Origin of the sequence: Salinimicrobium maris (genome assembly GCF_049680855.1) — a bacterium.
Taxonomy (GTDB): domain Bacteria; phylum Bacteroidota; class Bacteroidia; order Flavobacteriales; family Flavobacteriaceae; genus Salinimicrobium.
Map to the genome: position 1 here is coordinate 420583 of NZ_JBMPGS010000002.1, position 26411 is coordinate 446993.

Below are 26411 nucleotides of genomic sequence, written 5' to 3' on the forward strand. Positions count from 1 at the left end.
TTTTAATTTTTACACTTTATTTCATTCTCATAAAAATGGATGCATTTATGACCTTTTTGCAGCCTCTTTCTTTCCTGCGATTTGGGTGAGGGCAAGGTTATCTTTACTTCCTGTATGGGAATGCTTTTTTGAAGTGACTGGCTGGTAAGTTCCTTGCTGAACCTGACCTCCAATTTCTTTATAGGCTTCCCTAAAAGAATTACCCTGCATCACAAGATCATTGATACTATCTACTGTAAAAAGGTATTTATACTTCTCATCTTCAAGATTAACCTTTTTGACCTTTATTAAAGCAATGGAATGGATGAACACATCCAGAATTTCCTTGATATTTTCTACAGCATAAATACTGTTTTCCTTGATCAACTGGAAATCCCGGTGGTACCCGCTAGGAAGGTTGTTCGTGATCAGGATCATTTCATTTGCAATTGCCTGTAGCTTGTTACATTTCCCACGTATCAATTCAAAAACATCCGGATTTTTCTTGTGGGGCATGATACTAGAGCCGGTAGTGAGTTCATCGGGAAATGTAATAAAGTCAAAATTCTGACTCATATATAAACAAATATCCATAGCATAGCGGGTCAAGGTATTTGCCAGTGAAGCAATATTTGAAGTCACGGTTCTTTCAGATTTTCCACGACTCATTTGAGCCGCTACCACATTATACTTCATTGTTGAAAATCCAAGTTCTTTGGTAGTGAATTCCCTGTCGATTGGAAAAGAGGAACCATAACCAGCAGCCGACCCTAAAGGATTCTGATCAACAACTTTTAATCCGGCTTCCAGCAGGTACAAATCGTCAATTAGCAATTCTGCATACGCCGAAAACCACAACCCGAAAGAAGACGGCATGGCCACCTGTAAATGAGTATAACCTGGTAAGACCTTTTCCTGGTGTTCCTTTGCCAAACCTAAAAGCACATCAATCAGGTTTTCTGTTTTCCCATAGATTTCCTGCAGGTTCTTTTTAAAATAAAGCTGCATTGCCACTAAAACCTGATCGTTTCTGGAACGGGCGGTATGGATTTTTTTTCCGGTATCGCCAAGGCTTTTGGTTAGTTCATACTCTATTTTGGAATGTACATCTTCAAAATCCTCCTCAATGACAAATTCTCCATCTTCTAATTGCTGCTGAAGTTTTTCCAGTTCCTGAACCATATCATCAACCTCTCCCGAAGTTAAGATCCCAACTTTCCCCAACATCTTAGCATGCGCTTTAGAAGCTGTAATATCATAAGCTGCTAAATGCATATCTAATTCGCGGTCATTGCCTACAGTGAATTTTTCGATCTTTTTATCTATTGATATTCCTTTGTCCCAGAGTTTCATTTTTTATATTTTATTTCAAAATTGTCTTTTAACCTCAAGCTGAACTTGTTACGGCTTCTCAGAGTATTACTGAATCACTATGATAAGATCCTGAAATCAATTCAGGATGAGGTACTACAAAAATCAAATCCTGAAACTTTCGAAAGCACGAAATGACAAATTCAGGATTACATATTTTATTTTTTCAATGCCTTTTCCAGCAATTTTATATATTTTTCTATCCCCTCCTCAATTTCCTTTACATAAATAAATTCATCTGCAGAATGAGATCTTGTCGAATCTCCCGGACCCAATTTTAAAGATGGACAACTCAGCATCGCCTGGTCGGACAAGGTTGGGGAACCATAGGTTTCCATTCCTAAAGAAACTCCTGCAATTACCAGATCATGGTCTTCAGGAATTGATGAAGAATTTAGCCTTAAGGAACGTGCTTTAATCTCATCAACCGGAGCTTTTTCATTTAAAATTTCAGCAATTTCATCATTGGAATAGCAGTCATTTACACGCACATCAATCACCAAATCTACCTGTGCAGGAACCACGTTGTGTTGGCTTCCGGCGTTGATTTGCGTAACCGTAAGCTTTACTTCTCCCAAAAATTCTGAAGTCTGTTCAAACCTGAATCTTTCAAACCAATCTAGAACTTTGGCGGTTTTGTAAATAGCATTGTTATCGTTAGGATGTGCGGCGTGCGACGGAGTTCCTTTAACCACAGCATCAAAAACGATCAGCCCTTTTTCGGCAATGGCAAGCTTCATCAGCGTGGGTTCCCCTACAATTGCCACATCGATTTTTGGAATGATGGGCAACAGGGATGCAATTCCATTCTTGCCGTTGATCTCTTCTTCTGCAGTACCCGCAAAAAGCAAGTTGTAGTCTAAATCTTGGGCTTCATAGAAATAGGTAAAAGTAGCCAACAAGGAAACCAGGCAGCCACCGGCATCATTACTTCCCAAACCGTATAATCTCCCGTCCTCCACCTTTGCTTCAAAAGGATCACGAGTGTAAGCCAAATTAGGTTTGACGGTATCATGATGGGAATTCAGCAGCAGTGTAGGTTTTGATTCATCAAAATTTTTATTGACTGCCCAAACGTTATTCTGATTTCGCTGAAATGGAATTCCCTTCTCTTTGAACCAATTTTCCAGCAGGGTTGCCGTTTTATCTTCCTCTCCGGAAAAAGACTGCGTTTGGATCAAATTTTTAAGTAATTCGATTGCCTGCTCCTGAAGTGCTTTTACATTCATTATTGTACGATTTTAGTATGTGTTGACTTCTTTTGAAGAAGGGCTGAGTTTCCTAAATATACTGCTGAAACACCATTTTCGAGCGCCTCAAAACAATTTTGGAGCTTTGGAAGCATTCCGTCACTAATAATTTTATTGTCCAGCAGTTCCTGGTATTTCTTCTTGTCTATACTTTCTATAACCGATCCATCATCTGCCGCATTCGCTAACACCCCGCTTTTTTCGAAACAATAATACAATTCGGTTTTATAAAGTTCGCTCATTGCCCTTGCTATTGCTGAAGCCACTGAATCGCCATTAGTATTCAACAATTCCCCTTCCTGCGTACACGAAATAGCAGAAAAAACCGGAATAATTTCCTGCTTCAGCAATGAAGATATAAAATCTGAATTTATTTTTTCAATATCCCCCACGAAGCCAAAATCAATTTCCTTTACTTTACGTTTTTTAGAAATAACAGACTTTCCATCAGCACCACAAAGTCCAATTGCGTTAGATTCCAGAGCCTGTAACTTAGCCACGATGTTCTTATTAATAAGTCCGCCGTAGGTCATTATGATTACTTTAAGGGAATCTGCATCTGTGATCCTTCTACCGTCCACCATTTTGGTTTCATAGCCCAGCTTATGTGCAATTTGCGTAGCAAAATTTCCTCCACCATGCACCAAAATCTTAGGACCTTCCAAAGCTGAAAAATCCTTTAAGAATTCCTGAAACTTATTTTCATCTTCAATTAGCTTCCCTCCTATCTTTACAACTTTTGCAACCTGATCTTTCATAACAATCTTTTTAATACTGCCTGTGCCGCAAACGTCCTGTTGTTCGCCTGGTGAATGACAACTGAGTTTTCACTATCCAAAACTGCATCATCAATGACAACGTTTCTCCTTACCGGCAAACAGTGCATAACCTTTGCATTATTCGTCACTGCTAATTTCTCCTGGCTGAATGTCCATGATTTGTCTTCGCTTAATATCTTTCCGTAATTCTCATAACTGCTCCAGTTCTTCACATATACAAAATCGGCATCTTTTAAAGCTTCCTCCTGATTATGGATCAACGGAGTATCTTTTGTAATCTTTGGGTTAAGATTATAACCTTCCGGATTGGTAATCACCAGCTCCACATCTGTCCGCTGCATCACCTCCACAAATGAATTCGGAACAGATTGTGGCAACGCCCGTGGATGAGGCGCCCAGGTAAGCACAACTTTTGGTCGTTTCGTCTTTTTTAATTCTGAAATAGTGATCGCATCTGTCAATGCCTGCAAAGGATGCGCTGTGGCGCTCTCCAGGTTCACCACAGGAACCGAAGCATATTTTTTAAAGCTGCTCAATACCTGTTCAGCTTCATCTTTTTCACGATCCACCAACCCCGGAAATGCACGCACGGCAATGATATCGCAGTACTGAGAAAGAACAGCAGCCGCTTCTTTAATGTGTTCGGCTTTATTGAAATCCATAACGGCGCCGTCTTCAAATTCCAGTGCCCAGCCGTCTTTATCAGCATTCATCACCATTACTTCCATCCCCAGTAATTTTGCTGCTTTTTCGGTGCTTAATCTGGTACGAAGACTGGGATTGAAAAATAGCATTCCAAGGGTTTTTCCTTTTCCTCCTTCTGCCGCGGAATTTTCTTTTTTCAGCTGAAGAGCTTCCTCAATTAGTTCCTGTAAATTTTCTATATCTGATAAGTTGGTGTAATTTTTCATTCGTGTATTTAATCTGCAATTATTCTATGTCAAACTGAATTTATTTCAGCTTCTCACCAGGAGATCTGAAACAAGTTCAGGAAGACGTTCTTTATACTCTAATGAGATCCAACAGGTTTGCAAAACCTGTTGGATCTATTATTAATAATTCTTTAACGCGCTTTTCAAAGCTTTAAAAAAGATTTCAAAATGCCCTTTTTGGATATTTAGCGGTGGTAATATTCTGAGTTGTTTTTTGTTGGACGAAGCTCCCGTAAAGACACAATAGTTGAACAAAAGGTTCTTTCGAAGTGCAGCAATTTCAAAATCAAATTCCAGTCCTATCATTAAACCTCTTCCATATAATTTCTTGATTTGCGGAATTTCAGCCGATTTCTCTTTTACATATTCGAACAGGTTTTCGGCATTTTGAAGTAGGTTTTCCTTTTCAATCACATCAAGCACAGCAATTCCGGCTGCACAAGCAAGGTGATTTCCTCCAAAAGTGGTTCCGAGCATTCCGTGTTTTGGTTTTATGGCTTCATCGATTAAAATGCCGCCAATCGGGAATCCGTTGCCCATTCCCTTGGCTATGGAAATAATTTCAGGCCGAATTCCGTATTTTTGAAACCCGAAGAAATCGCCTGTTCTTCCGTAGCCCGACTGTACTTCATCTGCGATGAGAATAGTTCCATATTTTTTGCACAATACCGAAGCTGCTTTGTAATATTCCGCAGAAGCTTCTTCGAGTCCGCCAACACCGCGAATTACCTCAAAAATAAGTGCTGCAACATCTTCTTTCTGAAGCTCTTTTTCCAGCGCAGGAAGATCATCAAAAGCCAGTTTAGTAACCTCGTGATTCTTGTTAAAAGGAGCTTTAATAGATTCATTGTCGGTCACAGCGACTGCTCCGGAAGTCCTTCCGTGGAAACCTTTTTCAAAATAAATGATCCGGCTTCTTCCGGTATGAAAAGAAGCCAGTTTCAACGCATTTTCATTCGCTTCAGCTCCGGAATTACATAAGAACAGACTGTAATCTTTACATCCGGAGATTTTTTCAAGCTTTTCAGCCATTTCCTCCTGCAACGGATTCTTAACCGAATTTGAGTAAAAGCCAAGCTTCTCCACCTGATTTTTAATTGTTTTTACATAATCGGGATGGGAATGACCAATAGAAATAACAGCGTGGCCGCCATATAGATCTAAATATTTTGTTCCTGCTGCATCGTACACAAAAACACCTTCACCTTTTACCGGCGTGATATCGTAAAGCGGGTAAACATCAAATAAATTCATAGTTATTTTTCTGTAATGTTATTGATCTTTTTAAAGGACGCCTGCATTCCTCGAATGAGGGAGGAACTCAATCCATGGTGTTCCATTTCATTGAGCCCTTCGATCGTACAACCCATTGGGGTGGTCACTTTGTCGATCTCCTCTTCCGGATGTTTGCCCGATTCAATTAATAAACTGGCAGCACCCAAACAGGTTTGCATAGAAAGCTCCTGCGCGTCTTTTGCGTCAAAACCAAGTTGTACTGCACTTTGGGTGGTGGCACGGATAAGGCGCATCCAAAAAGCGATCCCACTGGCACAAATCACGGTCGCTGCCTGCATTTTACTTTCAGGAATTACCATGCTGGTCCCCAACCGATTGAAAATAGCCGAGGCAATTGCTACTCTTTTTTGACCCTTTTCATTACTGCAAAGACAGGTCATGGATTTTCCAACCCCAATGGCAGTATTCGGCATTGCGCGAACCACAAATTGATCTTCCCCAACAATTGCTTCGATCCTGCCGGTTTTGAAGCCTGTGACTGTTGAAATGATCACATGTTTTTCGGTCAAAAGATCTTTGATCTCTTGGAGTATTCCTTCCAGCTGGGTTGGCTGCACCGCAAAAATGAGAATATCTGACTGTTTTACGGCTTTTTTATTGTCTTCTGTAACAGTCACCTTTGGATACTTTTCGTAGTCCTTAATGTCTTCAGGTTTTCGTTTCGTCAAATAAAGTGTCGTGAACGCATTGTTCACAATAAGACCTTTCGCAATGGAAAGTCCGAGGTTACCGGCTCCGAGGATTCCTATTTTCATATTTACTGGTTTTTGGTTGGTTACGGAAACACACTAAAAATAATTCGCTTTTAATTTTAATCCGAGAGCTTCTTCAAACCCAAACATCAAATTCATATTATGAACCGCCTGTCCCGAAGCTCCTTTCAGAAGGTTATCCAGCACAGAAGTTATTAAAAGTTTATCTCCGAATGTCTGAAGCCTTATCAAACACTTATTCGTATTTACCACTTGCTTCAAATGCAATTCCTCCTCCACTACAAAAGTAAAAGCCGCATCTTTATAATAATCCTGATAAAGCTGCTGAGCCTCTTCCAGACTTCCACTGAAGTTCGTATAGGCTGTACAGTGAATTCCTCGAGAAAAATTCCCCCGGTTCGGGATGAAATTAATTGATGAAGAAAAATCCTCCTGCAGATTTTTTACACTCTGTTTTATTTCAGCTAAATGCTGATGTTCAAAAGCCTTGTATGCAGAAAAATTATTATCCCTCCACGAAAAATGGGTGGTTTCAGATAAAGAAGTTCCGGCGCCGGTTGCGCCCGTCACGGCGTTAATATGAACCTCATCTTTCAATAGCTTTTCAGAAGCCAAAGGCAAAATAGCAAGGGTGATTGCTGTGGCAAAACATCCGGGGTTTGCTATAAAGTTGGCCTTTTGAATTTCTTCCTTTTTAAATTCCGGCAATCCGTAAACGAAGGAATGGCTTTCATCTGAAATCCTGAAATCGGAACTTAAATCCACAATTTTAGTGGTTTCAGAAAAGGTGTTTTCCTCAAGGAATTTTATCGAATTTCCGTGACCTAAACAAAGGAAAACCACATCAACTTCTGAATTTATCTCTCCGCTGAACTGCAGATTGGTCTCTCCCAACATATCCTGATGAATTTTGGTCACCGCCTTTCCTGCCTGGGAAGTACTGTAAATAAAATTCAGGTTTACCTCAGGATGCCTCAACAGAATCCTGATCAATTCACCAGCTGTGTATCCGGCGCCGCCTATTATTCCTGCCTGGATCATTGGTGGTTCTTTACGTGCTGGGAGATTTTCCCTGCATTAGACATAATTTTAATAAAGCCCTTGGCATCATCTGCTGTCCAGGCATTGTTTTCTTCCCCATATTTTCCGAAGAGGGAATTCATCAAATCATTTTTAGATTCAATTCCGTCGAGCACGAACCTGTAAGGATGGAGCGTGACAAAAACATCACCGCTAACCTGCTCCTGAGAATTTTGCAGAAAAGCTTCAAAATCACGCATTACCGCATCCAGATATTGCCCTTCGTGCAGGTGAGTTCCATACCAGTTTGCAACATAATCTTTATGCTGAAGCTGCCATTTGCTCAACGTGTGCTTTTCCAGTAAATGATGTGCCTTTATCGTGATCAAAGCTGCAGCAGCCTCAAAACCAACTCTTCCCTTGATCCCGATGATGGTATCGCCCACGTGAATATCCCGTCCAATGGCATATTTTGATGCGATGTTTTCAAGTATTTCAATGTTCTTTTCCGGAGCATTTTGTTCTCTATTTACAGCAGTTAATTCCCCTTTTTTAAAGGTTAGAATCACCTGCTTTGGCTCTTTCTCCTGAAGTTGGGAAGGATAAGCAGTTTCCGGTAAAGCTTTTTCTGAAGTCAGCGTTTCAGCCCCACCAACGCTGGTTCCCCATAGTCCTTTGTTAACCGAATATTTTGCTTTTTCCCAGTTCATATCCACTCCGTTCGCCTGAAGGTATTCTATCTCTTCCTGTCTGGTCAGTTTTTTATCCCTAATTGGAGTAATGATGTTAATTCCTGGTGCCAAAATCTGAAAGATCATATCAAATCGCACCTGATCGTTTCCTGCACCAGTACTTCCATGCGCAATGTGCTCTGCTCCTATTTCTTTCGCGTAATTCACAATTTCGATTGCCTGAATGATCCTTTCTGCACTCACAGAAAGTGGATACGTATCGTTCTTCAATACATTTCCAAAAATGAGGTATTTCACCACCTTTTGATAAAAGGAAGAAACCGCATTTATATTTTTATAAGATTCCGCTCCAATTTTCTTTGCCTTCTCTCCAATTTTATTGATTTCCTCATCTGAAAATCCACCGGTGTTCACACTCACCGCATGCACTTCAAAGTTTTCTTCTTTTGATAAATATTTAGCACAATAAGAAGTATCAAGACCTCCGCTGTATGCTATTACTACTTTTTTCATTCTGTTTTGTTTATATCTATATTCAAATTTCTTGTTCCTCTCACTTAAGGAGATGGGATTGCAGACCAGGAGTCTCAGTTCTCACTCTTTTCCTTTTTAAAGAACAAGGTCTGCTTGATATTTTTCAGCCTTTTGAATGTATTATCATTTAACCTGCTTTGCTTTTGAGGATCTTTTTGGCTCTTTTCCTTTTTTGCAGGATCGTATAACATTCCTGTACACAAACACATTTTTCTCTCTGTACGGGTAAGAATATCAAAATTTTTACAGGTTTGACAGCCACTCCAAAAGCTTTCATCATCTGTTAATTCAGAAAAGGTCACAGGCTGATACCCCAGCTCATAATTAATCTTCATTACTGCCAGTCCAGTAGTAATTCCGAAGATCTTAGCATTGGGATATTTCTTTCGTGAATGCTCAAAAATGGCTTTTTTGATGTCCTTTGCAAGTCCCTGATTTCTATAATCGGGATGTACTATTAAGCCTGAGTTCGCCACAAATTTCTCGTGGCTCCAAACTTCTATGTAGCAGAAACCTGCAAATTTTTCCCCGTCTAATGCAATAATGGCATTTCCATTCGCCATTTTTTTCAGAATGTATTCAGGTGTTCTTCGCGCAATACCGGTCCCACGGACTTTAGCCGATTCTGCAATGGTTTCACAAATAATCTCTGCGTAATGAGCATGAGATTCATTAGCAATGACAATTTTCATATGCTAAAAATTTTAGTAAAAGTTTAAAAAAGGATTGGTTTTCGAAGGGGGAACCGGACTCACCTAAGTTCCATAGATTTAAGCGCGCACAAACGTGCGGCGGAAATGGCGGCGCGGCATGGAAAAACCTTCAGAAGAAATTCTGAAAATAAAGTTTAGAAATATGTAAAAGATGTGGTTCAAACTGTAAAATATCAAATAATTATTGGACGATGCTGTATTGAAGATATTCCTTACCTGCGGATGGGCATCCGGCGGCGGAAAACTGGCCTTATTATTTGACTTACTGTATGCATATTGTAAAAGTACTTTTAATTTTATAATAATCAAGAGAATCACACTAAAAATTGAAAAAGATCTTGATTATTATTTAAATACTGCCCGTAAAAATTTTGTTCTTTCATACGTTTTACCAAAGGTTCGTAGTCATTCCGGTCCTTTAACTCGATTCCAACCACTGCAGGACCATTTTCGCGATTATGAGTTTTTGAATACTCAAAATGTGTGATGTCATCATTTGGCCCCAGCACGGTGGCGACAAATTCTTTAAGAGCACCCGCCCTTTGCGGAAAACGCACAATGAAATAATGTTTGAGTCCGGCGTACAATAAAGCTCTTTCTTTAATTTCTGCCATCCTGGTGATGTCGTTGTTTCCTCCGCTTACGAGGCAAACAACATTTTTTCCCTGAATTTCTTCTGCAAAAAAATCAAGTGCGCTAAGGGCCATGGCCCCGGCAGGTTCTGCGACAATTGCATCCTGACTATAAAGGTCAAGGATGGTTTGACAAATTTTTCCTTCAGGCACTGTGAACATTTGATCCAGATTTTCTTTACAAAGATCAAAATTCCGGACACCTACTTTCTGAACGGCAGCACCATCCACAAATCTCTCTATTTCTTCCAGTTCTGCCACTTTCCCTTCCCTCAATGCAAATGTCATGGAAGCAGCACCATCGGGTTCCACTCCAATTATTTTGGTGTTTGGTGATAGCTGTTTAAAAACAGAGGAAAGTCCGGCAAGTAAACCGCCTCCTCCAAGCGGAGCAAAAATATAATCAATCGTATCTTTTGATTGTTCCAACATTTCCAATCCAATGGTTGCCTGCCCTTCAATCACTTTCTCATCATCAAAAGGATGAATAAAAACTAAGGAATGTTTATCACCATGAATCATAGCGGCTTTATAGGAATCGTCAAAAGTATCTCCTTCAAGGATCACCTCAACCCATTTCCCGCCAAACATTTGTGTTTGTTCCACTTTCTGCCGGGGTGTAGTGATGGGCATATAAATAACTCCCTTTGCTTCCAGGTTATTGCAGGCAAAAGCTACTCCTTGTGCATGATTTCCCGCACTGGCACAAATTACTCCTTTTTCCAGCTGTTGTCTCGGCAGACTTGAAATTTTGTTATAAGCGCCACGAATTTTATAAGAACGTACCTGTTGCAGGTCTTCCCGTTTAAGGAAGACATTTGCCCCGTATTTCCTGCTGTACGTAAGCGAATGCGCTAATGGTGTCAATACTGACACATTCGCTATGCGTTCTGCGGCTTCCTTTACAGCAGCAATTTGCGGCCTGTACTTTTTATTTTTCGTGAGAGTGTCGCTCATATTAATCGTGAATTTTCTTCATTTCTGTCATAGCTGTTCTTAAAATGGAACCTGTTATTTCAACGGGATGATTTCTAAGGGCGTCATTTACGCCAATCAAAACCTGGTTGTCCACACCTGTATAATCTGTTCCGAAGGAATGTCCTATCACATCCGGATCGAGATTTTCTACATAATTCCTGATGAGCGGCTTACAGGAATGATCAAAAAGATAACATCCATATTCTGCAGTATCAGAAATGATGCGGTTCATCTCGAATAATTTTTTTCGGGCAATGGTATTGGCGATTAGCGGAGTTTCATGAAGCGATTCGTAATAAGCCGATTCTTCAATAATGCCCGCTTCAACCATTGTTTCAAATGCCAGTTCCACACCCGATTTTACAAATGCAACTAATAACAATCCTTTGTCAAAATATTCCTGTTCTTTGATTTCCTTACTGGTGGTGTCTGTTTTTTCAAAAGCGGTATTTTCAGTTGCTGCCCTCCATTCCAATAATTCCCTGTCGTCATTTGCCCAATCCTGCATCATTCTCGAGCTAAATGCTCCAGACATAATATCATCCATATGCTTTTGGAAAAGCGGTCTCATTAATTGTTTTAATTCTTCAGAAATTTTAAAAGCCTTTATTTTGGCAGGATTTGACAACCTATCCATCATGTTAGTAATACCGCCATGCTTTAAAGCTTCTGTAATAGTTTCCCAACCATACTGGATAAGTTTCGCTGCATATTCCGGCTCTGCTCCTTCCGCCACCATTTTATCAAAACTAAGGATGGAACCCGTTTGTAATAATCCGCATAAAATGGTTTGCTCTCCCATTAGATCAGATTTTACTTCGGCCACAAAAGAAGATTCCAGTACTCCGGCTTTATGTCCACCGGTTGCAAAGGCATAAGCTTTTGCCCAGGAAAATCCGATTCCTTCAGGATCATTTTCAGGATGAACCGCGATCAACGTAGGCACACCAAATCCTCTCTTATATTCTTCCCTTACTTCAGATCCGGGACATTTAGGGGCCACCATTATAACGGTAATATCTTCTCTAATTTGCATTCCTTCCTCCACAATATTGAACCCGTGGGAGTAAGAAAGCACGGCACCTTGTTTTATCAAAGGCTGGATGGTATTGATAACCTGAGTATGCTGTTTATCTGGCGTAAGGTTGATTACCAGGTCGGCCCTTGGAATTAACTCTTCAAAAGTGCCGGTTTTAAATCCATTTTCAGAAGCATTTTTGAAAGAGGCGCGTTTTTCCTTAATGGCACTATCTCGCAGTGCATAAGAAATATCGAGTCCGCTGTCACGCATGTTCAGGCCCTGATTAAGTCCCTGGGCTCCACACCCTACTATTACTATTTTTTTGCCTTTTAATGCCTCCACTCCATCTTTGAATTCATCACTCGCCATTAAGCGGCAGGTTCCCAATTGGGCTAATTGTTCACGAAGAGAAAGGCTGTTAAAGTAGTTGGTCATGATAATGTATTTGTTGTATTGAATTTTTCTAGTATTCCTGATATTGGCATTTCATTTTTAGATACGGCAATTGTGCCCGATCGTACAAACTGCATCAATCCATATGGTCGTAATTTCTCATACAAATGATCTGTTTCTGCCCGCCTGCCGGTTTTTTCTATTATAAAAAACTCTGGGGTAACTGCTACGATGCGTGCATTGGTTTCCTTTACAAAATGTTGAATTCCTGAATCTTTCATGAAGTCTGAAGATCTCACCTTGTAAAGAGCCGTTTCCTGCATAAATAACTCTTCATCTGTATGATAAAACGCTTTGATAACTTCGATCTGCTTTTCTATCTGCCCCACAATTTTCCGAACCTGTTCTTCGGTTACCTGCACCATAACAATAAAGCGCATCACGTCATTGACTTCACTTTTTGAAGCCGTTATACTTTCAATATTAATGTGCCTCTTCAGGAAAATTGCTGCAATCCTGCTTAGAAGCCCCAGATTATTTTCAGTATAAATCGAAACTGTATAATTTTTCTTTTCCATTACTCTAATCTTATTTCTGAAACCGACGCTCCTGTTGGAATCATTGGAAAAACATTTTCTTCCTGCTCCACCTTTACCTCCAAAAAGTAAGATCCTTCTGCTTCCATCATTTCCTTCACAGCATCTTTTAATTCTGCCCTTTTTGTAACATGTCTGGCCTGAATATGGTATCCCTCTGCAATGGTCACAAAATCAGGGTTAATCATCTCTGTGGATGCATATCTCTTCTCAAAGAACATTTGCTGCCACTGTCGTACCATCCCCAAAAAGCTGTTATTGAGCACCACAATCTTCACCGGTACTTTCGTCTGGAAAATGGTTCCCAGTTCCTGAATGTTCATTTGGAAACCACCGTCACCGATGATCGCCACCACATCACGTTCCGGTTTTCCCATTTTTGCCCCTATAGCCGCTGGAAGCGCAAAACCCATGGTACCTAGTCCGCCAGAAGTAACATTGCTCCTCGAAGATTGAAAATTTGCGTAGCGGCAGGCCACCATCTGGTGCTGCCCCACATCTGAAACAATAATGGCATTTCCTCCGGAACAGGTGTTAATTTCATCAATGACTTCACCCATTGTTAATTCCGGATTTCTGGAAGTAAGGTGATGCTGAATTAATTTATCATACTCTATGGCATACATCTCTTTAAACTTCCCGTGCCATTTGGAATGATCCTTTGGCTGCAAAAATTCCAGTAACAGGTGCAGCGTTTGCTTTACATCACCAAGCACCGGAATATCTACTTTTACATTTTTATTCACCTCTGCGGGATCTATCTCAAAATGGATAATTTTCGCCTGCTTCGCATAGGTATCTAGTTTGCCGGTTACCCGGTCATCAAACCGCATTCCTATAGCAATTAAAACATCACATTCATTAGTTAACATATTTGGAGCATAGTTGCCATGCATCCCCACCATACCTACGTTGAGTGGATGTTTTGTTGGAAGCGCAGATAATCCCAGAATGGTCCAGGCAGCGGGTACTCCGGACTTTTCTATTACCTTTTTAAGAAGATCTTCTGCGCCGCCAAGAATAACACCCTGACCAAAGACAATCATAGGCTTTTTCGCATTATTGATCGCTTCAGCAGCACGTTCAATCTGCAAAAGATTTACTTCTGGAACTGGTTTATAACTTCTGATGCCGGAGCATTTTTTATAGCTGAATTCAAGCGCGGCAAATTGCGCATCTTTGGTGATATCAATTAAAACAGGACCCGGTCTTCCTGATTTAGCGATGTAAAAGGCTTTGGCAAAAACCTCAGGAATTTCTGAAGCATCTGTGATCTGGTAATTCCATTTTGTAATAGGTGTCGAGATTCCCACTACATCAATTTCCTGAAAAGCATCGCTTCCCAATAAGGTTGATCCCACTTGTCCCGTTATAAAAACAACCGGTGTTGAATCTATGTGGGCATCTGCAATGCCGGTGATGAGATTGGTAGCACCTGGGCCCGATGTGCCCACGGCAACCCCAACTTTACCAGTAACTCTCGCATATCCCTGCGCTGCATGAGCCGCGCCCTGTTCGTGCCGGGTAAGTACATGATGAATTTCATCCTGAAATTTGTAGAGCTCATCATAGACTGGCATGATCGCTCCACCGGGATATCCGTAGATGGTATCCACTCCTTCCTTCAATAGACATTTTATAACTGCTTCTGCCCCGCTCACCGTCAAAGTTTCAGGCTTGGCAATTTTTTCAAAACTTGCTGTCTTTACTTTCATAATTCACCATTTTTAAAATTCATCGGTCACACAGCCATTTGAAGCTGAAGACACCATTCTTGCATATTTATAAAGGACTCCTTTTCTAAATTTAGGTTCAGGAGCTCTCCAGTTTTTTCTTCTTTCTTCTATTTCTTCAGCAGTTAATGCCGCGTCTATAGTATTCTTTTCGGCATTGATGGAAATCTCATCACCATTTTCCAAAAGTGCCAGTAAACCGCCTTCCTGGGCTTCAGGCGTTATGTGACCTACTACAAAACCGTGTGTTCCGCCTGAGAATCTACCGTCAGTAATAAGCGCCACATCTTTCCCAAGTTTTGCACCCATAATTGCTGCCGTTGGTTTCAGCATTTCGGGCATTCCCGGTCCTCCTTTAGGGCCTTCGTAGCGAATCACCACTACGTCTCCTTTTTTCACTTTCCCTGCAGAAATTCCTGCGTTGGCTTCATATTCACTGTTGAACACCTTTGCTTTACCTGTAAAATAAAGGCCTTCTTTCCCGGTGATTTTTGCTACTGAACCTTTCTCGGCTATATTCCCGTAAAGTATCCTGATGTGTCCCGAAGCTTTAATTGGATTGTTAAGCGTTCTGAAAACATCCTGACCTTCCTCTAAATCCGGTACCTGCTCAAGGTTTTCAGCTAAGGTTTTTCCGGTTACCGTGAGACAGTCGCCGTGCAGCATTCCGTTTTTCAGCATATATTTTAGCACCGCAGGAATTCCACCAATTCGGTGCACATCTTCCATCGCGTATTTCCCACTTGGCTTTAAATCTGCCAAAAAGGGTGTTTCATCACATAATTTTTCGAAATCATCAAGACTGAATTCTACTTCCGCAGCCTTGGCGATTGCCAGGAAATGCAGTACCGCATTTGTTGAACCGCCAAGTACAGTAAGTAACCGAACGGCGTTTTCTATGGCATTTTTTGTAACAATATCCCGCGGTTTTATATCTTTTTCAACGAGCAGGCGCATCGCCTTTCCCGCTTCAATACTTTCTGAGCTTTTTTCCGCTCCTACAGCAGGATTGGAAGAATTGTAAGGCAGCGACATGCCCAGTGCTTCAATTGCAGATGCCATCGTGTTGGCAGTGTACATTCCACCGCAAGCTCCCGCTCCCGGACAAGCCTTTTCAATAACAGCATCATAATCCTCCTGGCTCATATCTCCCGATACCTTAGAACCCCAGGCTTCAAAAACCGAAACTACATCCAGTTTCTGCTCTTTATGGCAGCCAGATGCGATTGTACCTCCATAAACGAGTATTGCAGGCCGGTTTATACGCAGCATCGCCATTAAAGCGCCCGGCATATTTTTATCACATCCCACCACGGTTACCAGCCCGTCATAAGACATGGCATGGATTACCGTCTCCATAGAATCGGCAATTAAATCTCTGGAAGGCAGAGAATAACGCATTCCGGGGGTGCCCATGGAAATCCCGTCACTCACGCCAATAGTATTAAAAATAAGCCCTACCAGTTCATTTTCATTACACCCTTTTTTTACCAGTTTCGCAAGGTCATTGAGGTGCATGTTACAGGGATTTCCTTCATATCCTGTACTTGCAATTCCTATAAAAGGTTTTTTAAAATCATCTTTTGTTAAACCTATCGCGTGAAGCATTGCTTGTGACGCAGGTTGCGAATCACTTTGGGTTAAAATGCGGCTGTATTTGTTGTTCATTCCTGTTCTTTAATTCTAAATCGAAAATTAAAATTACATTCCCAGAAAGAGTACAGGTACAAAATGAACAGAGGCAGATTATCTTCAGAAATTAAAACACATTCATATAACTCTGTATACCAGTATTTTAAATGATTCAATTTTACGACTTCTGAAAGCGAATAAATAATTTAAAGTCAGCAAGCGGAGCTATGCTTCTGGAGAATGGAGGTGTAAAATGAACAAAAAAACTCCCGAAAAATGTCATTTTTCGGGAGTTATATATTTTATTCTTCAGGTTTTATCTTCAGTTTGAGCTTGTAAAGATCTTTGCGTCTATCCTTCAGGTTCCTCACACTTCCGAAGTTATGCAATTCCTTAAGGAGATCAAGATCCACATCGACCAGAAGTGTACTTTCGGTATTTGGTGTGGCTTCGGCTTTAATTCCATTCACCGGAAAAGCAAAATCTGAAGGGGTGAATACGGCACTTTGCGCATATTGAATGTCCATGTTGTTCACCTTTGGAAGATTCCCTACAGATCCTGCAACAGCGACATAACATTCATTTTCTATTGCTCTGGCCTGTGCACAAAGTCTCACCCGCGAATAACCATTTTGCGTATCTGTCATAAACGGTACAAAAAGAATATTCATATCCTGTTCTGCCAAAAGTCGCGGTAATTCAGGAAATTCAACGTCATAACAAATTAAAACCCCAATTTTTCCACAATCGGTATCCATGGTTTTCAGCTTGCTGCCACCTTTCATTCCCCATGCAGCCTCTTCTGCCGGTGTAATGTGCAGTTTTTCATAACGTTCGTAGCTACCATCCCTTCTGCACAAATAACCTACGTTGTACATGTGCTCCCCAATGATTTGAGGCATACTTCCCGTTATAATGTTGATATTGTAGGTAATGGCAAAATCACTGAAAGTTTCTAGCAGCCTGTCGGTATAAGACGCGAGAGATCGTATGGCCTCAGCTTCATTCAGATGATTGTATTCTGCCATTAAAGGCGCATTGAAAAGCTCAGGAAAGAGGATGAAATCGCTTTGGTAATCACTCACCGCATCAACAAAAAATTCAATTTGCTCCACCAGCGCATCAAAATTTTTAAAAAGCCGCATTTGCCATTGCACCAAACCTAATCTTACCACTGTTTTTTGCGAAGTAAAGGCTTTATCGGGTTTCGTATAATAAATATTGTTCCACTCCATAAGGGTGGCAAACTCCTTACTTTCGTGATCTCCTGGCAAATAACCTTTGATCACCTTTTTTACGTGGAAATCATTAGATAACTGAAAAGACAATACTGGATCGTGAATTTCCTTCAATTTTACCTTTTCAATATATTTTTTGGGAGTAAGTTCTTTTGCATATTGGCCATAATTAGGAATTCGGCCTCCAAATACGATTGACTTTAGGTTCAATTGCTCGCAAAGCTCCTTTCTTGCTTCATAAAGACGTCGCCCCAAACGCATTCCACGGTATTCGGGATGAATGAACACATCTATTCCATAGAGTACATCTCCATTTTTAGTATGTGTGGAAAAGGTCTCGCCACCTATAATCTGAAGATAGTTGTGATTGTCATCAAACTTGTTGTAGTCCACTATAATGGAAAGTGCGCACCCGGCAATTTTTTCATCAATGACGATACACAGTTGTCCTTCGGGAAACTTCTTGATAAGGTTCTTAATTTCATCCTCACTCCAGTATTCCCCGGGCATAGAATTATAGCTCTCGATCATCGAGATCTTGAGTTCCTTATAATCTTTAACACTTAAGTAACGAAGCTCTATTTTTGCTGAATCTATCACGCTGCAATTTTTAAGCAAATATACGCTTTACGGCTTTCTCTAGAAATGCGGCAGCAGTAATAATTTAGTCTTGGTCAAAGGCTTACCACTTTATGTTTTATAGCATACAGTACTACGCCGGTCCTGCTTTTAGCATTGAGTTTTCCAAAAAGTTGCTCCCGGTAACCATCAATGGTTTTAGGGCTTAGGTTCATTTCGGCTGCTATTTCTTTATATGTTTTCTCTGTACAAACGTGGTTAAGGAACTCTATTTCCCGTTTTGTGAAATCCTCGTTCTTTTTCTCATCTGCAGAACTAAAAGCTTCGGAAATTTCATTGTTGTAATAATATCCTGTTTCCATCACCGACTCCATGGCATAGCGAAACTCATCGGGATCAATATCCTTCAGTAAATAACCCCTGCAGCCAAATTTGAACATTTTGATGATGGTATCTTCCTCATGCTCCATGGTTAAAGCCAGCACTTTTTGGTTGGGGTAATTTTCCTTTAGCCATTCCATGCTCGCGATCCCATCCATCACCGGCATACGGATATCAAGTAGCACAATATCTGGTTTTACTTTGTTGCCCTCATAAAAATCTACCAGTTCTTTGCCATTTTTGAGTACCTCAATAACTTCAAAATCCTGAAGAGAATTGATCAAGCCTTTTAATGATTGTGAAAATAAGGTGTGATCGTCAACAACAAGTACTTTTTTACTCATGCAATGTGGGTTTTCTAGGATATCGCAAAGTTAAAGAAGTTCCATTACCTTCAGAAGAATTAAGGAGAAAATCGGCATTTATAAGATTTGCCCTGCTTTTCATGTTTAGCAAACCAGAGCTTTTCTGAACTTCTTCCGGAGAAAACCCTTTTCCGTTGTCTAACACATTAATCAAAAGTTCCTCTTGAGAATAGGTGAAATTGACCAATAGTTTATCTGCCCCAGCATGTTTTACAACATTTGAAAAAGACTCCTGGATGATCCTGAACAGAATAATGGAATCCTTAGGAAGCAATTCAAAACTCTGTCCCGAAGAAGAAAATTCTGCCGTAATAATATTTAGCCGGTTAAAACGCTCCAGTTCGTTCTGAACCGAGTTTTCCAGGCCTAAATAATCAATAACTTCATTATTTAAGGATTTTGACAAAGCACGTACCTCCTGAAGGGAACTCGCTACCACTTCCTTTATCTCATGTACTGCCGTTGCCTTTGGAGAATTACTTTTTGAAAGCACATTCAGTTGCATATTTGCCACAGAAAGCAGCTGGCCAATGTTGTCATGTAGTTCCCAACCCACATTCTTTAAGGTTTGCTCCTGCATTTCAATACGAGATTGTGCTATTTCCTGTTCAAAACGTTTTTCAGCTTCAAACTGTTCCTGTAACATATTGTTTTTCCGTCTTTGATATACCACAAAGAAGACGATTACAAATGCGGTAAGAAGCAGAATCACCCCAATAAAATATATAATAAGTAAAAGTTCTTCTTTGGAGACCATTTTATTTTTCTTTAATAGAAATCATTTTTCGCTTGGCGAGCCAGAAAAAACAAAGAATATATGAACTATACATAAAAATGTTCATCCCACTCAATACAAGCCTACTAAGCTGTATAAACTCCGGACTTTGATTTGTGTAATATTTATAATAAATAAATATAGGTGTAGTGGTCAAAAAATATAACAGCGCTATGATCGAAATGTAAAAACTGATTTCCTTTTTAATCACTAATATCTTAGAAGTTAATAAGATTTCAATATAATAATAGAAGATCACTGCCACTAAAAAAAAACTTCCCAATATTTGAGTAAAGGCAGAATGGGTTTGAAAAAACACGCCTGAGAAAATTAAATTAACAATACAAAGTAGTACATACACCATTAGGATTTTTTTAATGATGTTTCCCACCTTCTTATTGGTAATATTCCCTTTAAAAAACAGAATATAGGTGGAAAAAAGTATGATCGCATAAGGATTGTACAACCAGAAATTGCTGTACCACATGGTACCTTTTAAAAAGTGCAAAGGCTCATTCCAATAAATAATGGTAGGAAAAAGACTCATTGCCTCGACGAAATAGGTCAAAAGCAAAAAATAACTAAAGAACCCAACTGCTTTATCAGTTGGGTTCTTTCTAAAATAATATAAGGCTGAAACTGCTGCAGTACCTTCCAGCAATAGCACCAGGAATCCAAGATAATTCATTAATAATCTATTGGTGGTTGTCCTCCATTATTTTGGTTTAAAGGATCAATTTCGTAATTATTATCATCCGAATCATCGTCTTCGTCATCTGATGATTTTATAGCTTCCTTTGTAGGAGCAAGAAATAAGGTAGAATAACTTTTTTTTCCATTCGTTTTTGGGTAGGCTCCTAAATAGATTCTAATCCCGGGCCTTTTAACACCTTGCTCTTTAGATTTTTCTTTTACATAATCCAGGTATTCCTGTAATTCGTCAAGGCTGTACCAGAATTCACGAGTGTCTTCATAGCCTTGCCCTCGCTCTATTTCCTTACCGCGAGTGCGAACCCATTCGTCCTGTTCTTTTCTTGCTTCTTCTACAGAAATGCATTTTACTGGTTTTTTCATGAGGGGTTGTTTTTAATTAGTCAGTTAACTTAATTTTTAGAAATTTTAAGATAAAAGTAAGAAAATATTTCACTTTTGAATCTTCGGAACCAAAAAAGGGGATTTTTCCCCTTGCAAGACATGTATCCCAGACCTAAGTTTGTAATATATTTAATTAAGGGGGCAAAAAGTGTCAGGATCCTGTAAGCTCATTATGTAGGGGAAAATAAGCTTACTTGAGGGCTGGCACTTTTTATTTTTTAAAAGACCTCAGGAATGTAATTAGTGGGACCTTAAAGAAAACTTTAAAGCATCGCCTTTAAGTTTCTGCGCAAGTATATTCAAACCTTTTTCGCTGACTTGTAGCACGCGCGGATATCCTCCTGTTGTTTGACAATCTCTCATTAAAATAATTAATCGTCCCGAAGGTGTCAACTGTACGGTTCCCGGCAAAACAGGTTCTGTAAGGATTGGGCTTAGATCATTGGGAAGCTCCTCTTTAAGCTGAATAGCCATTCGGTTGTAATTTTCACCTATTGAAAACCTGAAATTTCTCAAAAGTTCCTTTTCCTTGTCCTGAAGCAAAAAATATTCGGGTCCAGGAAAGGCTTCTACTTCTGCTGCAGTGAGATATTCAGTTTCCACTTTTACTGAAGCTCTTTTATTGACCTTTTCTTCTTCTGAAGCATTGAAAAATAATTTTACCCCTCGCTCCAGCCTTACCCAAGATGTAATTTCTTCATACCAGCTGCGGCTATCCATTATTTCTTCTGTCTGAAAGCCGCCTAGTATGGCTAAATAACAACGGCAACCGCTGTTTCTTTTTCCGAAGCTTAATTCATCGCCTGCTTTTATTTCATATACCTCATTGTTAGAAATGGGTTTGCCATTTATCATAGGAGAAAGATCTGCACCAGAAAATGCCATTTTTGAAGTTCCTTGAAATAAAAGTTTTGGCCCAATCAGGGTAATTTCAAGAACAGCTGCATTCGCCGGATTATGCAACAAAAGATTGGCCATTTTTGCAGCATATTGATCCATCACACCACTTTCGGGCACCCCAAACTTTTGAAAACCATTTCTTCCCATATCCTGAATAGTAGAATACAAACCTGGTCGCAAAACTTCAATTTCAGCCATTGAGCTTCTCTTTTTTTAATTCATATTTTCCTTTCGCTATTTCGTCAGAAATTATTTCATAATCCTGTTTTGAAACAGGAACAAATTTTACTTTATCTCCTGCCATAATTTGGCAGGGAGGATTGTTTTCCTTTTGAAATAATTCCACCGGACAATTCCCGATTATCTGCCAACCGCCTGGACTTGTTTTAGGGTAAATTCCCGTCTGTTTTTCCCCAATGCCAACAGCACCTTTTTTTACCTCCAATCGAGGTTCTTTTCGGCGGGAAATATGGAGTCTTTCGTCGAGCCCGCCCAGGTACAAAAATCCGGGTAAGAAACCGGTAAAATAAACAGTATAAACCGTCTGGGAATGCAACCGAATTATGTCATTTTTGGAGATGCTATTTCTGGCAGAAATCTCCTCAAGATCAAGTCCAAATTCTTCTTCATAACAAACCGGAAGATAAAAAATATGAGAATTATTTTTTTCTAATATATTCGCAGTCTCCAAGACCTTTTCCAGCCTTTCTGCCTCCCCATAAATATCCTCTATAGCAACTGGGTATTTAACTAATAATGAACTATATGAAGTTATTACCTCACCTGCTACTTTAAGGAATTTTTCTTCTATTACTCCTTTAATAAAAAGCACTTTTTGAAGTGTTATTCCAGAGATCTTTGGCTCAAACTGAATGAGAATTGCACGCTCCCCCATGGGATTTACTTTCGGAAAACTACTCTTCATGTATTCTTGATTCTGGTATCTTTTTGCCCCAGTTCCGTCTTCAAATATTTCAGTATTTCTATAGAATCTTGAGTGTCACTATGAAGGCAAAAAGTGGTGGCGTTACATGCAATTTTCCCACCGCTCGCACACGAGATCTTCTTCTCGTAATACATTGTAAATAGATGATGAAAAACTGCTTCTCTTTTAGTAATTAGAGCATCTTTTTCACCCCGGGAAACCAAACTGTAATCTTCATTGTAATTTCTATCTGAAAATGCTTCAAAAACCACTTTTATTTTATCTTTTGCCAGTTCAGAAATAACCGATTTAGGAGGCGCATAAAGAAGGAATTTCTGATCGAATTCCAGGATAGCATCAATTACAATTTGAGCAATTTCAGGATTCTTAGCTGTATCGTTATAAAGAGCGCCATGAGGTTTTATATGCATCAATTTACCGCCTTCTGCTTCTGCTATTTGCTTGAGACTTAGAATTTGTGCCACCAGGGAACGTTTTAATTCATCTCGAGAAATATCCATTGATTTTCTTCCGAAGTTTTCTTTATCGGGATAAGAAGGATGCGCGCCCATTTCAACATGATGTTCCATAGCCAAATCTACAGTTTCACGCATGCTTTCTAATGTTCCAGCATGGCCGCCACAAGCGATATTACAGGCTGATATGAACGGCATTAACTGCTCGTCATATGTTCCTCCTTCCCCTAGATCACAATTGAGATGTATATAGTTCATGGTTTATTGATTTTGATTAATTACTGGAAAACTAAAAAAAGAGATCTTGTCCCCAGAAAAATTGTGATGGCAATAATTAAGATCCCAAGGATATTTTGTACCTTGGAATTCTTAAATTTCCCCATGACCGAAGCCTGGTTGACGATCCAAAATAGAAAGATAGCCATGACCGGTAACAAGAGGGCGTTGGCTACCTGTGCAAACTGGATCAACTCCACGGGATTTATTTGCAGTGAAGAAGAGAACACACCCACCAGCAATATTGTAGCCCATACTGCTTTAAATTTAATAGAATTTAAACCGTTTTCCCATCCAAAACAGCCTTTTATGACGTAAGCCGCTGCGAGTGGTGCTGTTATGGAGGAAGTGATTCCCGCAGCCAGCAGCCCCAAAGCAATGAACCAGGTAGCAAATTTCCCAAACAGGGGTTGTAACCCCAAAGCAAGATCGGCAGCAGAAGTAATTTGAGTTGAAATTTGTGGCGCGGCAGCGCAAACAACAATTGACATAGAAACAGTGCCTCCGAGTAATATTGCTATCACCAGTTCCTTTCGAGCGAATTTCAGATCTGAGGGATTTCTCCACTTTTCGCCAACCAGTGAAGCGTGCAGAAAAAGGTTATAGGGTACGACTGTTGTTCCTATCAGGGCCATAACCGTTAGCAGTCCGGCAGATCTTGGTGAAGGAATGAAAAGCCCTTTAAATAGCTCAACAATATCTGGCTGCACAATAAAAGCAGTAACAAGAAAGGATAGACTCATAAAAACCACCAGGCCAAGAAATACTCTTTCCAGGGTTCTATAATTTCCGACCGCAAGAATGAGAAATGCCACAGCACCAATACAAACGCTCCACAAGTTTAACTGAAAACTTCCCATAGACAGGTTGAAAGGACCAGCAATAGCCGAAATTCCCAACACAGCACCCGTAATATTTCCGGCTTCATAAGCAGCGTTTCCTACTACAATGGCAGCTAGGATTAATAAGATACTCAAGAATCTGAAAATAGGATTTTGTATTTCTTCCTTAATACATTGACTCAAGCTTTTTCCTGATATAATTCCTACCCGCGCAGCCATTTCCTGCAGGATTATACATGCGACTACAGAAAGTAGAAGCGCCCACAGTAAGGAATACCCGAAGTTGGCACCCGCAAGCGTGCAAACAGTTACCGTTCCGGGGCCAATAAATGCCGCCGAGACAAGTACTCCCGGTCCTACATTTTTAAGCCAGTTTTTCACTTATCCCTGTCCATGTTTGCTGCCTGTAAAGAATAAATTGCGAAACTGCCCAACCAGTGCCCACCTTCATAACTATCTCCTACAAGATTTGGTAATGAATATTCTACATGCTCTCGAGCCACTTCGCGTAAATGCCCGTATTTCTGTGGATATTGATCTGCCAAACCATATAACACCCATGCACGGCTAAAATTGAGTCCGTCGAGGTGGACTAATTTGCCATCTGTTCTATCAGATACTTCTCCCGGTTCCAGTGTAAATTCTTCATTTTGCAGCTGAGGCATAAAATCGTTCATCCAAAGATTAAAAGCACTTCTGGGCATGGTTCTACGCATAATGTCTATTTCAGAAAAACAGGGAGAAAGAAAATCAAATCCACTTGGTTCCCAATCCAAAGGACAATTGTCATCATTGATGTAAAAGTCCTTTGCTCTTTCTTTAATAAGATCAAGTAACTCTTCATTATTGGTTTCCTCGGCATAATCATAAGTTAATGCAAGCGCAAAAGCAGTATTCGTATGCTCTCCTACTCTAATTGGATAATTTAACTTCGGAAGAAAATCTTTGAAATTTTCCACCATAAGATTGGTTAGCGGCTGCAGGTTTTGCTCCAGTTCCCGGGCAAGAGGATCATTCCATGCATGCAGCGCTCCTGCAAGTTTCAGTAACCAGGCCCAGCCATAAGTGCGCTCAAAACTGGTACTGTGCTCCTTCTGAAAATACGCCACCTCTGCCTTTATATTCTCTTCAGAAAGGGAATTTTCCAACCTGTCTTTAATTTCTTCCGATTTCTGCAGTTCTGGAAACTGCTTCAGTAAACTTACTAACGACCAGTGCCCATGAACGGCAGAATGCCAATCAAAACAGCCGTAGAAAGCAGGATGTAATTCTTTAGGGCCACCAAGATCCTCTGCGCTGCCCAGAGTTTGATTCAATTTATTAGGATATTCAGTATTTATACAGTCCAAAGGCAATTCTGCGAGTTTGTTTGCCTGCTCCAGGGTAAGCTCCATAGGCTCTTCATTTAATAGAGCGGTGGCTTGTTCCACTAAGGTAGAATCTTCTGTAGAAGTTGAAATCACCTCCTGCTCGTTTTCATTTTTACAGCTGAACATCATCAAAACTGCTAAAACAACGATCGTTTTTTTCATCAATAAGCTACTTTTATGGTTATCCCAGCCAGCCATCTCTGTCGAGACTTCTGTACTGAATGGCTTCACTTAGGTGAGCTCCTTTAATATTCTCAGAATTTTCAAGATCTGCAATGGTGCGGGAAACTTTTAAGATCCTGTCGTAAGCACGTGCAGAAAGATTTAACTTTTCCATGGCTGTTTTAAGTAATTGCTTGGAAGCTTCATCCAGAGCACAATATTTTCTAATTTGTCGTACTGTCATTTGCGCATTGTAATGCACGTTTTCGTACTCCTGAAACCTTTTTGTTTGACGCTCTCTCGCGGCAGTCACTCTTCTTCTAATATCTACACTGCTTTCCCCGCGGCGTTCTTCACTTAACTTTTCGAATGGTACCGGCGTGACTTCAATATGTATATCTATCCTATCCAGAAGAGGCCCACTAATTTTGCTCAAGTAACGCTGCATTTCTGCAGGAGAGGAAGTAGAAGGGCTACCGGGATCATTAAAAAATCCACTGGGACTGGGGTTCATACTTGCCACCAACATGAAACTTGATGGGTAAGTCACGGTAAACTTTGCTCTTGAAATAGTCACTTCTCTGTCTTCCAGGGGCTGTCGCATTACCTCCAGAACGCTTCTTTTAAATTCTGGCAACTCATCCAGAAAAAGTACCCCATTATGAGATAAAGAAATTTCTCCGGGCTGCGGATATGCGCCGCCGCCCACTAGGGCTACATCTGTAAAAGTAGTAGTTGTAACCATTTAATTATAAATGCTGTT

The 26411-nt window shown here is 40.2% G+C and carries 24 protein-coding genes and 1 pseudogene; all 25 read right to left on the reverse strand.

From position 1 onward, the window contains the following. Positions 1-45: 45 nt before the first annotated feature. Entirely contained in the window at positions 46-1332 is a 1287-nt protein-coding gene (gene argH, locus ACOV1Q_RS07400; protein WP_424493756.1) for an argininosuccinate lyase, read from the reverse strand. 176 nt (positions 1333-1508) lie between these two features. Next, positions 1509-2579 carry a M20 family metallo-hydrolase gene (locus ACOV1Q_RS07405; protein ID WP_424493757.1) on the reverse strand — a complete coding sequence of 357 codons (1071 nt, stop codon included), beginning with the start codon at positions 2577-2579 and terminating at the stop codon, positions 1509-1511. Next, entirely contained in the window at positions 2579-3358 is a 780-nt protein-coding gene (argB, locus tag ACOV1Q_RS07410; protein WP_424493758.1) for an acetylglutamate kinase, read from the reverse strand. The genes ACOV1Q_RS07405 and argB overlap by 1 nt, the downstream gene beginning before the upstream one ends. Further along, complete coding sequence (locus ACOV1Q_RS07415; protein ID WP_424493759.1) at positions 3355-4290, reverse strand: N-acetylornithine carbamoyltransferase; 936 nt, start codon at positions 4288-4290, stop codon at positions 3355-3357. The genes argB and ACOV1Q_RS07415 overlap by 4 nt, the downstream gene beginning before the upstream one ends. A gap of 141 nt (positions 4291-4431) precedes the next feature. Beyond that, positions 4432-5565 carry an aspartate aminotransferase family protein gene (locus tag ACOV1Q_RS07420; protein WP_424493760.1) on the reverse strand — a complete coding sequence of 378 codons (1134 nt, stop codon included), beginning with the start codon at positions 5563-5565 and terminating at the stop codon, positions 4432-4434. Positions 5566-5567: 2 nt separating this feature from the next. Next, the gene (proC, locus tag ACOV1Q_RS07425) at positions 5568-6362 is read right to left on the reverse strand and encodes a pyrroline-5-carboxylate reductase (RefSeq protein ID WP_424493761.1); all 795 of its coding nucleotides are present in this window, start codon (positions 6360-6362) and stop codon (positions 5568-5570) included. A 33-nt stretch (positions 6363-6395) separates the two neighbouring features. Beyond that, positions 6396-7361 (reverse strand): N-acetyl-gamma-glutamyl-phosphate reductase, encoded by a 966-nt coding sequence (argC, locus tag ACOV1Q_RS07430; RefSeq protein ID WP_424493762.1) that lies wholly within the window; start codon positions 7359-7361, stop codon positions 6396-6398. Then, entirely contained in the window at positions 7358-8545 is a 1188-nt protein-coding gene (locus ACOV1Q_RS07435; protein ID WP_424493763.1) for an argininosuccinate synthase, read from the reverse strand. The genes argC and ACOV1Q_RS07435 overlap by 4 nt, the downstream gene beginning before the upstream one ends. A gap of 74 nt (positions 8546-8619) precedes the next feature. Continuing rightward, entirely contained in the window at positions 8620-9258 is a 639-nt protein-coding gene (locus tag ACOV1Q_RS07440; protein ID WP_424493764.1) for a GNAT family N-acetyltransferase, read from the reverse strand. A 335-nt stretch (positions 9259-9593) separates the two neighbouring features. Next, positions 9594-10868, reverse strand: a complete 1275-nt coding sequence (ilvA, locus tag ACOV1Q_RS07445) for a threonine ammonia-lyase IlvA (RefSeq protein WP_424493765.1) — start codon at positions 10866-10868, stop codon at positions 9594-9596. A 1-nt stretch (position 10869) separates the two neighbouring features. Then, entirely contained in the window at positions 10870-12345 is a 1476-nt protein-coding gene (gene ilvC, locus ACOV1Q_RS07450; RefSeq protein ID WP_424493766.1) for a ketol-acid reductoisomerase, read from the reverse strand. Then, positions 12342-12881, reverse strand: coding sequence for an acetolactate synthase small subunit (ilvN, locus tag ACOV1Q_RS07455; protein WP_424493767.1), 540 nt, complete (start codon positions 12879-12881; stop codon positions 12342-12344). Before ilvN ends, ilvC begins: the two co-directional genes overlap by 4 nt. Beyond that, the gene (gene ilvB / locus ACOV1Q_RS07460; protein WP_424493768.1) at positions 12881-14614 is read right to left on the reverse strand and encodes a biosynthetic-type acetolactate synthase large subunit; all 1734 of its coding nucleotides are present in this window, start codon (positions 14612-14614) and stop codon (positions 12881-12883) included. Before ilvB ends, ilvN begins: the two co-directional genes overlap by 1 nt. Before the next feature lie 12 nt (positions 14615-14626). Beyond that, complete coding sequence (ilvD, locus tag ACOV1Q_RS07465; protein ID WP_424493769.1) at positions 14627-16300, reverse strand: dihydroxy-acid dehydratase; 1674 nt, start codon at positions 16298-16300, stop codon at positions 14627-14629. A gap of 266 nt (positions 16301-16566) precedes the next feature. After that, complete coding sequence (locus ACOV1Q_RS07470; protein WP_424493770.1) at positions 16567-18102, reverse strand: carbon-nitrogen hydrolase family protein; 1536 nt, start codon at positions 18100-18102, stop codon at positions 16567-16569. A 74-nt stretch (positions 18103-18176) separates the two neighbouring features. Further along, positions 18177-18806, reverse strand: a complete 630-nt coding sequence (locus ACOV1Q_RS07475; protein ID WP_424493771.1) for a response regulator — start codon at positions 18804-18806, stop codon at positions 18177-18179. Next, a complete protein-coding gene (locus ACOV1Q_RS07480) occupies positions 18799-19584 on the reverse strand; it encodes a sensor histidine kinase (RefSeq protein WP_424493772.1) in 786 nt (261 codons plus the stop codon). The genes ACOV1Q_RS07475 and ACOV1Q_RS07480 overlap by 8 nt, the downstream gene beginning before the upstream one ends. Before the next feature lies 1 nt (position 19585). Further along, positions 19586-20290, reverse strand: a complete 705-nt coding sequence (locus ACOV1Q_RS07485; RefSeq protein WP_424493773.1) for a hypothetical protein — start codon at positions 20288-20290, stop codon at positions 19586-19588. Continuing rightward, positions 20290-20676 carry a hypothetical protein gene (locus ACOV1Q_RS07490; protein WP_424493774.1) on the reverse strand — a complete coding sequence of 129 codons (387 nt, stop codon included), beginning with the start codon at positions 20674-20676 and terminating at the stop codon, positions 20290-20292. Before ACOV1Q_RS07490 ends, ACOV1Q_RS07485 begins: the two co-directional genes overlap by 1 nt. 261 nt (positions 20677-20937) lie before the next feature. Continuing rightward, positions 20938-21795, reverse strand: a complete 858-nt coding sequence (locus tag ACOV1Q_RS07495) for a 5-oxoprolinase subunit C family protein (protein WP_424493775.1) — start codon at positions 21793-21795, stop codon at positions 20938-20940. Beyond that, positions 21788-22522 carry a 5-oxoprolinase subunit PxpB gene (pxpB, locus tag ACOV1Q_RS07500; RefSeq protein WP_424493776.1) on the reverse strand — a complete coding sequence of 245 codons (735 nt, stop codon included), beginning with the start codon at positions 22520-22522 and terminating at the stop codon, positions 21788-21790. The genes ACOV1Q_RS07495 and pxpB overlap by 8 nt, the downstream gene beginning before the upstream one ends. Then, entirely contained in the window at positions 22519-23256 is a 738-nt protein-coding gene (gene pxpA, locus ACOV1Q_RS07505) for a 5-oxoprolinase subunit PxpA (protein ID WP_424493777.1), read from the reverse strand. The genes pxpB and pxpA overlap by 4 nt, the downstream gene beginning before the upstream one ends. Before the next feature lie 20 nt (positions 23257-23276). Then, positions 23277-24497, reverse strand: coding sequence for an Nramp family divalent metal transporter (locus ACOV1Q_RS07510; protein ID WP_424493778.1), 1221 nt, complete (start codon positions 24495-24497; stop codon positions 23277-23279). Next, complete coding sequence (locus tag ACOV1Q_RS07515; protein WP_424493779.1) at positions 24494-25648, reverse strand: DUF2891 domain-containing protein; 1155 nt, start codon at positions 25646-25648, stop codon at positions 24494-24496. Before ACOV1Q_RS07515 ends, ACOV1Q_RS07510 begins: the two co-directional genes overlap by 4 nt. Before the next feature lie 19 nt (positions 25649-25667). Next, a pseudogene (locus ACOV1Q_RS07520) lies at positions 25668-26378 on the reverse strand (YifB family Mg chelatase-like AAA ATPase); the annotation flags it as partial. Positions 26379-26411 lie beyond the last annotated feature (33 nt).

Bases quoted from the DNA above. Each gene is read 5' to 3' on its own strand.
- proC (WP_424493761.1), bottom strand. From the start codon at position 6,362: ATGAAAATAGGAATCCTCGGAGCCGGTAACCTCGGACTTTCCATTGCG.
- ACOV1Q_RS07475 (WP_424493771.1), bottom strand. From the start codon at position 18,806: ATGAGTAAAAAAGTACTTGTTGTTGACGATCACACCTTATTTTCACAA.
- ACOV1Q_RS07405 (WP_424493757.1), bottom strand. From the start codon at position 2,579: ATGAATGTAAAAGCACTTCAGGAGCAGGCAATCGAATTACTTAAAAAT.
- argC (WP_424493762.1), bottom strand. From the start codon at position 7,361: ATGATCCAGGCAGGAATAATAGGCGGCGCCGGATACACAGCTGGTGAA.
- pxpA (WP_424493777.1), bottom strand. From the start codon at position 23,256: ATGAACTATATACATCTCAATTGTGATCTAGGGGAAGGAGGAACATAT.
- ACOV1Q_RS07485 (WP_424493773.1), bottom strand. From the start codon at position 20,290: ATGAATTATCTTGGATTCCTGGTGCTATTGCTGGAAGGTACTGCAGCA.
- ilvB (WP_424493768.1), bottom strand. From the start codon at position 14,614: ATGAAAGTAAAGACAGCAAGTTTTGAAAAAATTGCCAAGCCTGAAACT.
- pxpB (WP_424493776.1), bottom strand. From the start codon at position 22,522: ATGAAGAGTAGTTTTCCGAAAGTAAATCCCATGGGGGAGCGTGCAATT.
- ACOV1Q_RS07480 (WP_424493772.1), bottom strand. From the start codon at position 19,584: ATGGTCTCCAAAGAAGAACTTTTACTTATTATATATTTTATTGGGGTG.
- argB (WP_424493758.1), bottom strand. From the start codon at position 3,358: ATGAAAGATCAGGTTGCAAAAGTTGTAAAGATAGGAGGGAAGCTAATT.
- argH (WP_424493756.1), bottom strand. From the start codon at position 1,332: ATGAAACTCTGGGACAAAGGAATATCAATAGATAAAAAGATCGAAAAA.
- ACOV1Q_RS07495 (WP_424493775.1), bottom strand. From the start codon at position 21,795: ATGGCTGAAATTGAAGTTTTGCGACCAGGTTTGTATTCTACTATTCAG.
- ilvD (WP_424493769.1), bottom strand. From the start codon at position 16,300: ATGAACAACAAATACAGCCGCATTTTAACCCAAAGTGATTCGCAACCT.
- ACOV1Q_RS07490 (WP_424493774.1), bottom strand. From the start codon at position 20,676: ATGAAAAAACCAGTAAAATGCATTTCTGTAGAAGAAGCAAGAAAAGAA.
- ACOV1Q_RS07515 (WP_424493779.1), bottom strand. From the start codon at position 25,648: ATGAAAAAAACGATCGTTGTTTTAGCAGTTTTGATGATGTTCAGCTGT.
- ilvN (WP_424493767.1), bottom strand. From the start codon at position 12,881: ATGGAAAAGAAAAATTATACAGTTTCGATTTATACTGAAAATAATCTG.
- ACOV1Q_RS07435 (WP_424493763.1), bottom strand. From the start codon at position 8,545: ATGAAAAAAGTAGTAATAGCATACAGCGGAGGTCTTGATACTTCTTAT.
- ACOV1Q_RS07415 (WP_424493759.1), bottom strand. From the start codon at position 4,290: ATGAAAAATTACACCAACTTATCAGATATAGAAAATTTACAGGAACTA.
- ilvC (WP_424493766.1), bottom strand. From the start codon at position 12,345: ATGACCAACTACTTTAACAGCCTTTCTCTTCGTGAACAATTAGCCCAA.
- ilvA (WP_424493765.1), bottom strand. From the start codon at position 10,868: ATGAGCGACACTCTCACGAAAAATAAAAAGTACAGGCCGCAAATTGCT.
- ACOV1Q_RS07420 (WP_424493760.1), bottom strand. From the start codon at position 5,565: ATGAATTTATTTGATGTTTACCCGCTTTACGATATCACGCCGGTAAAA.
- ACOV1Q_RS07440 (WP_424493764.1), bottom strand. From the start codon at position 9,258: ATGAAAATTGTCATTGCTAATGAATCTCATGCTCATTACGCAGAGATT.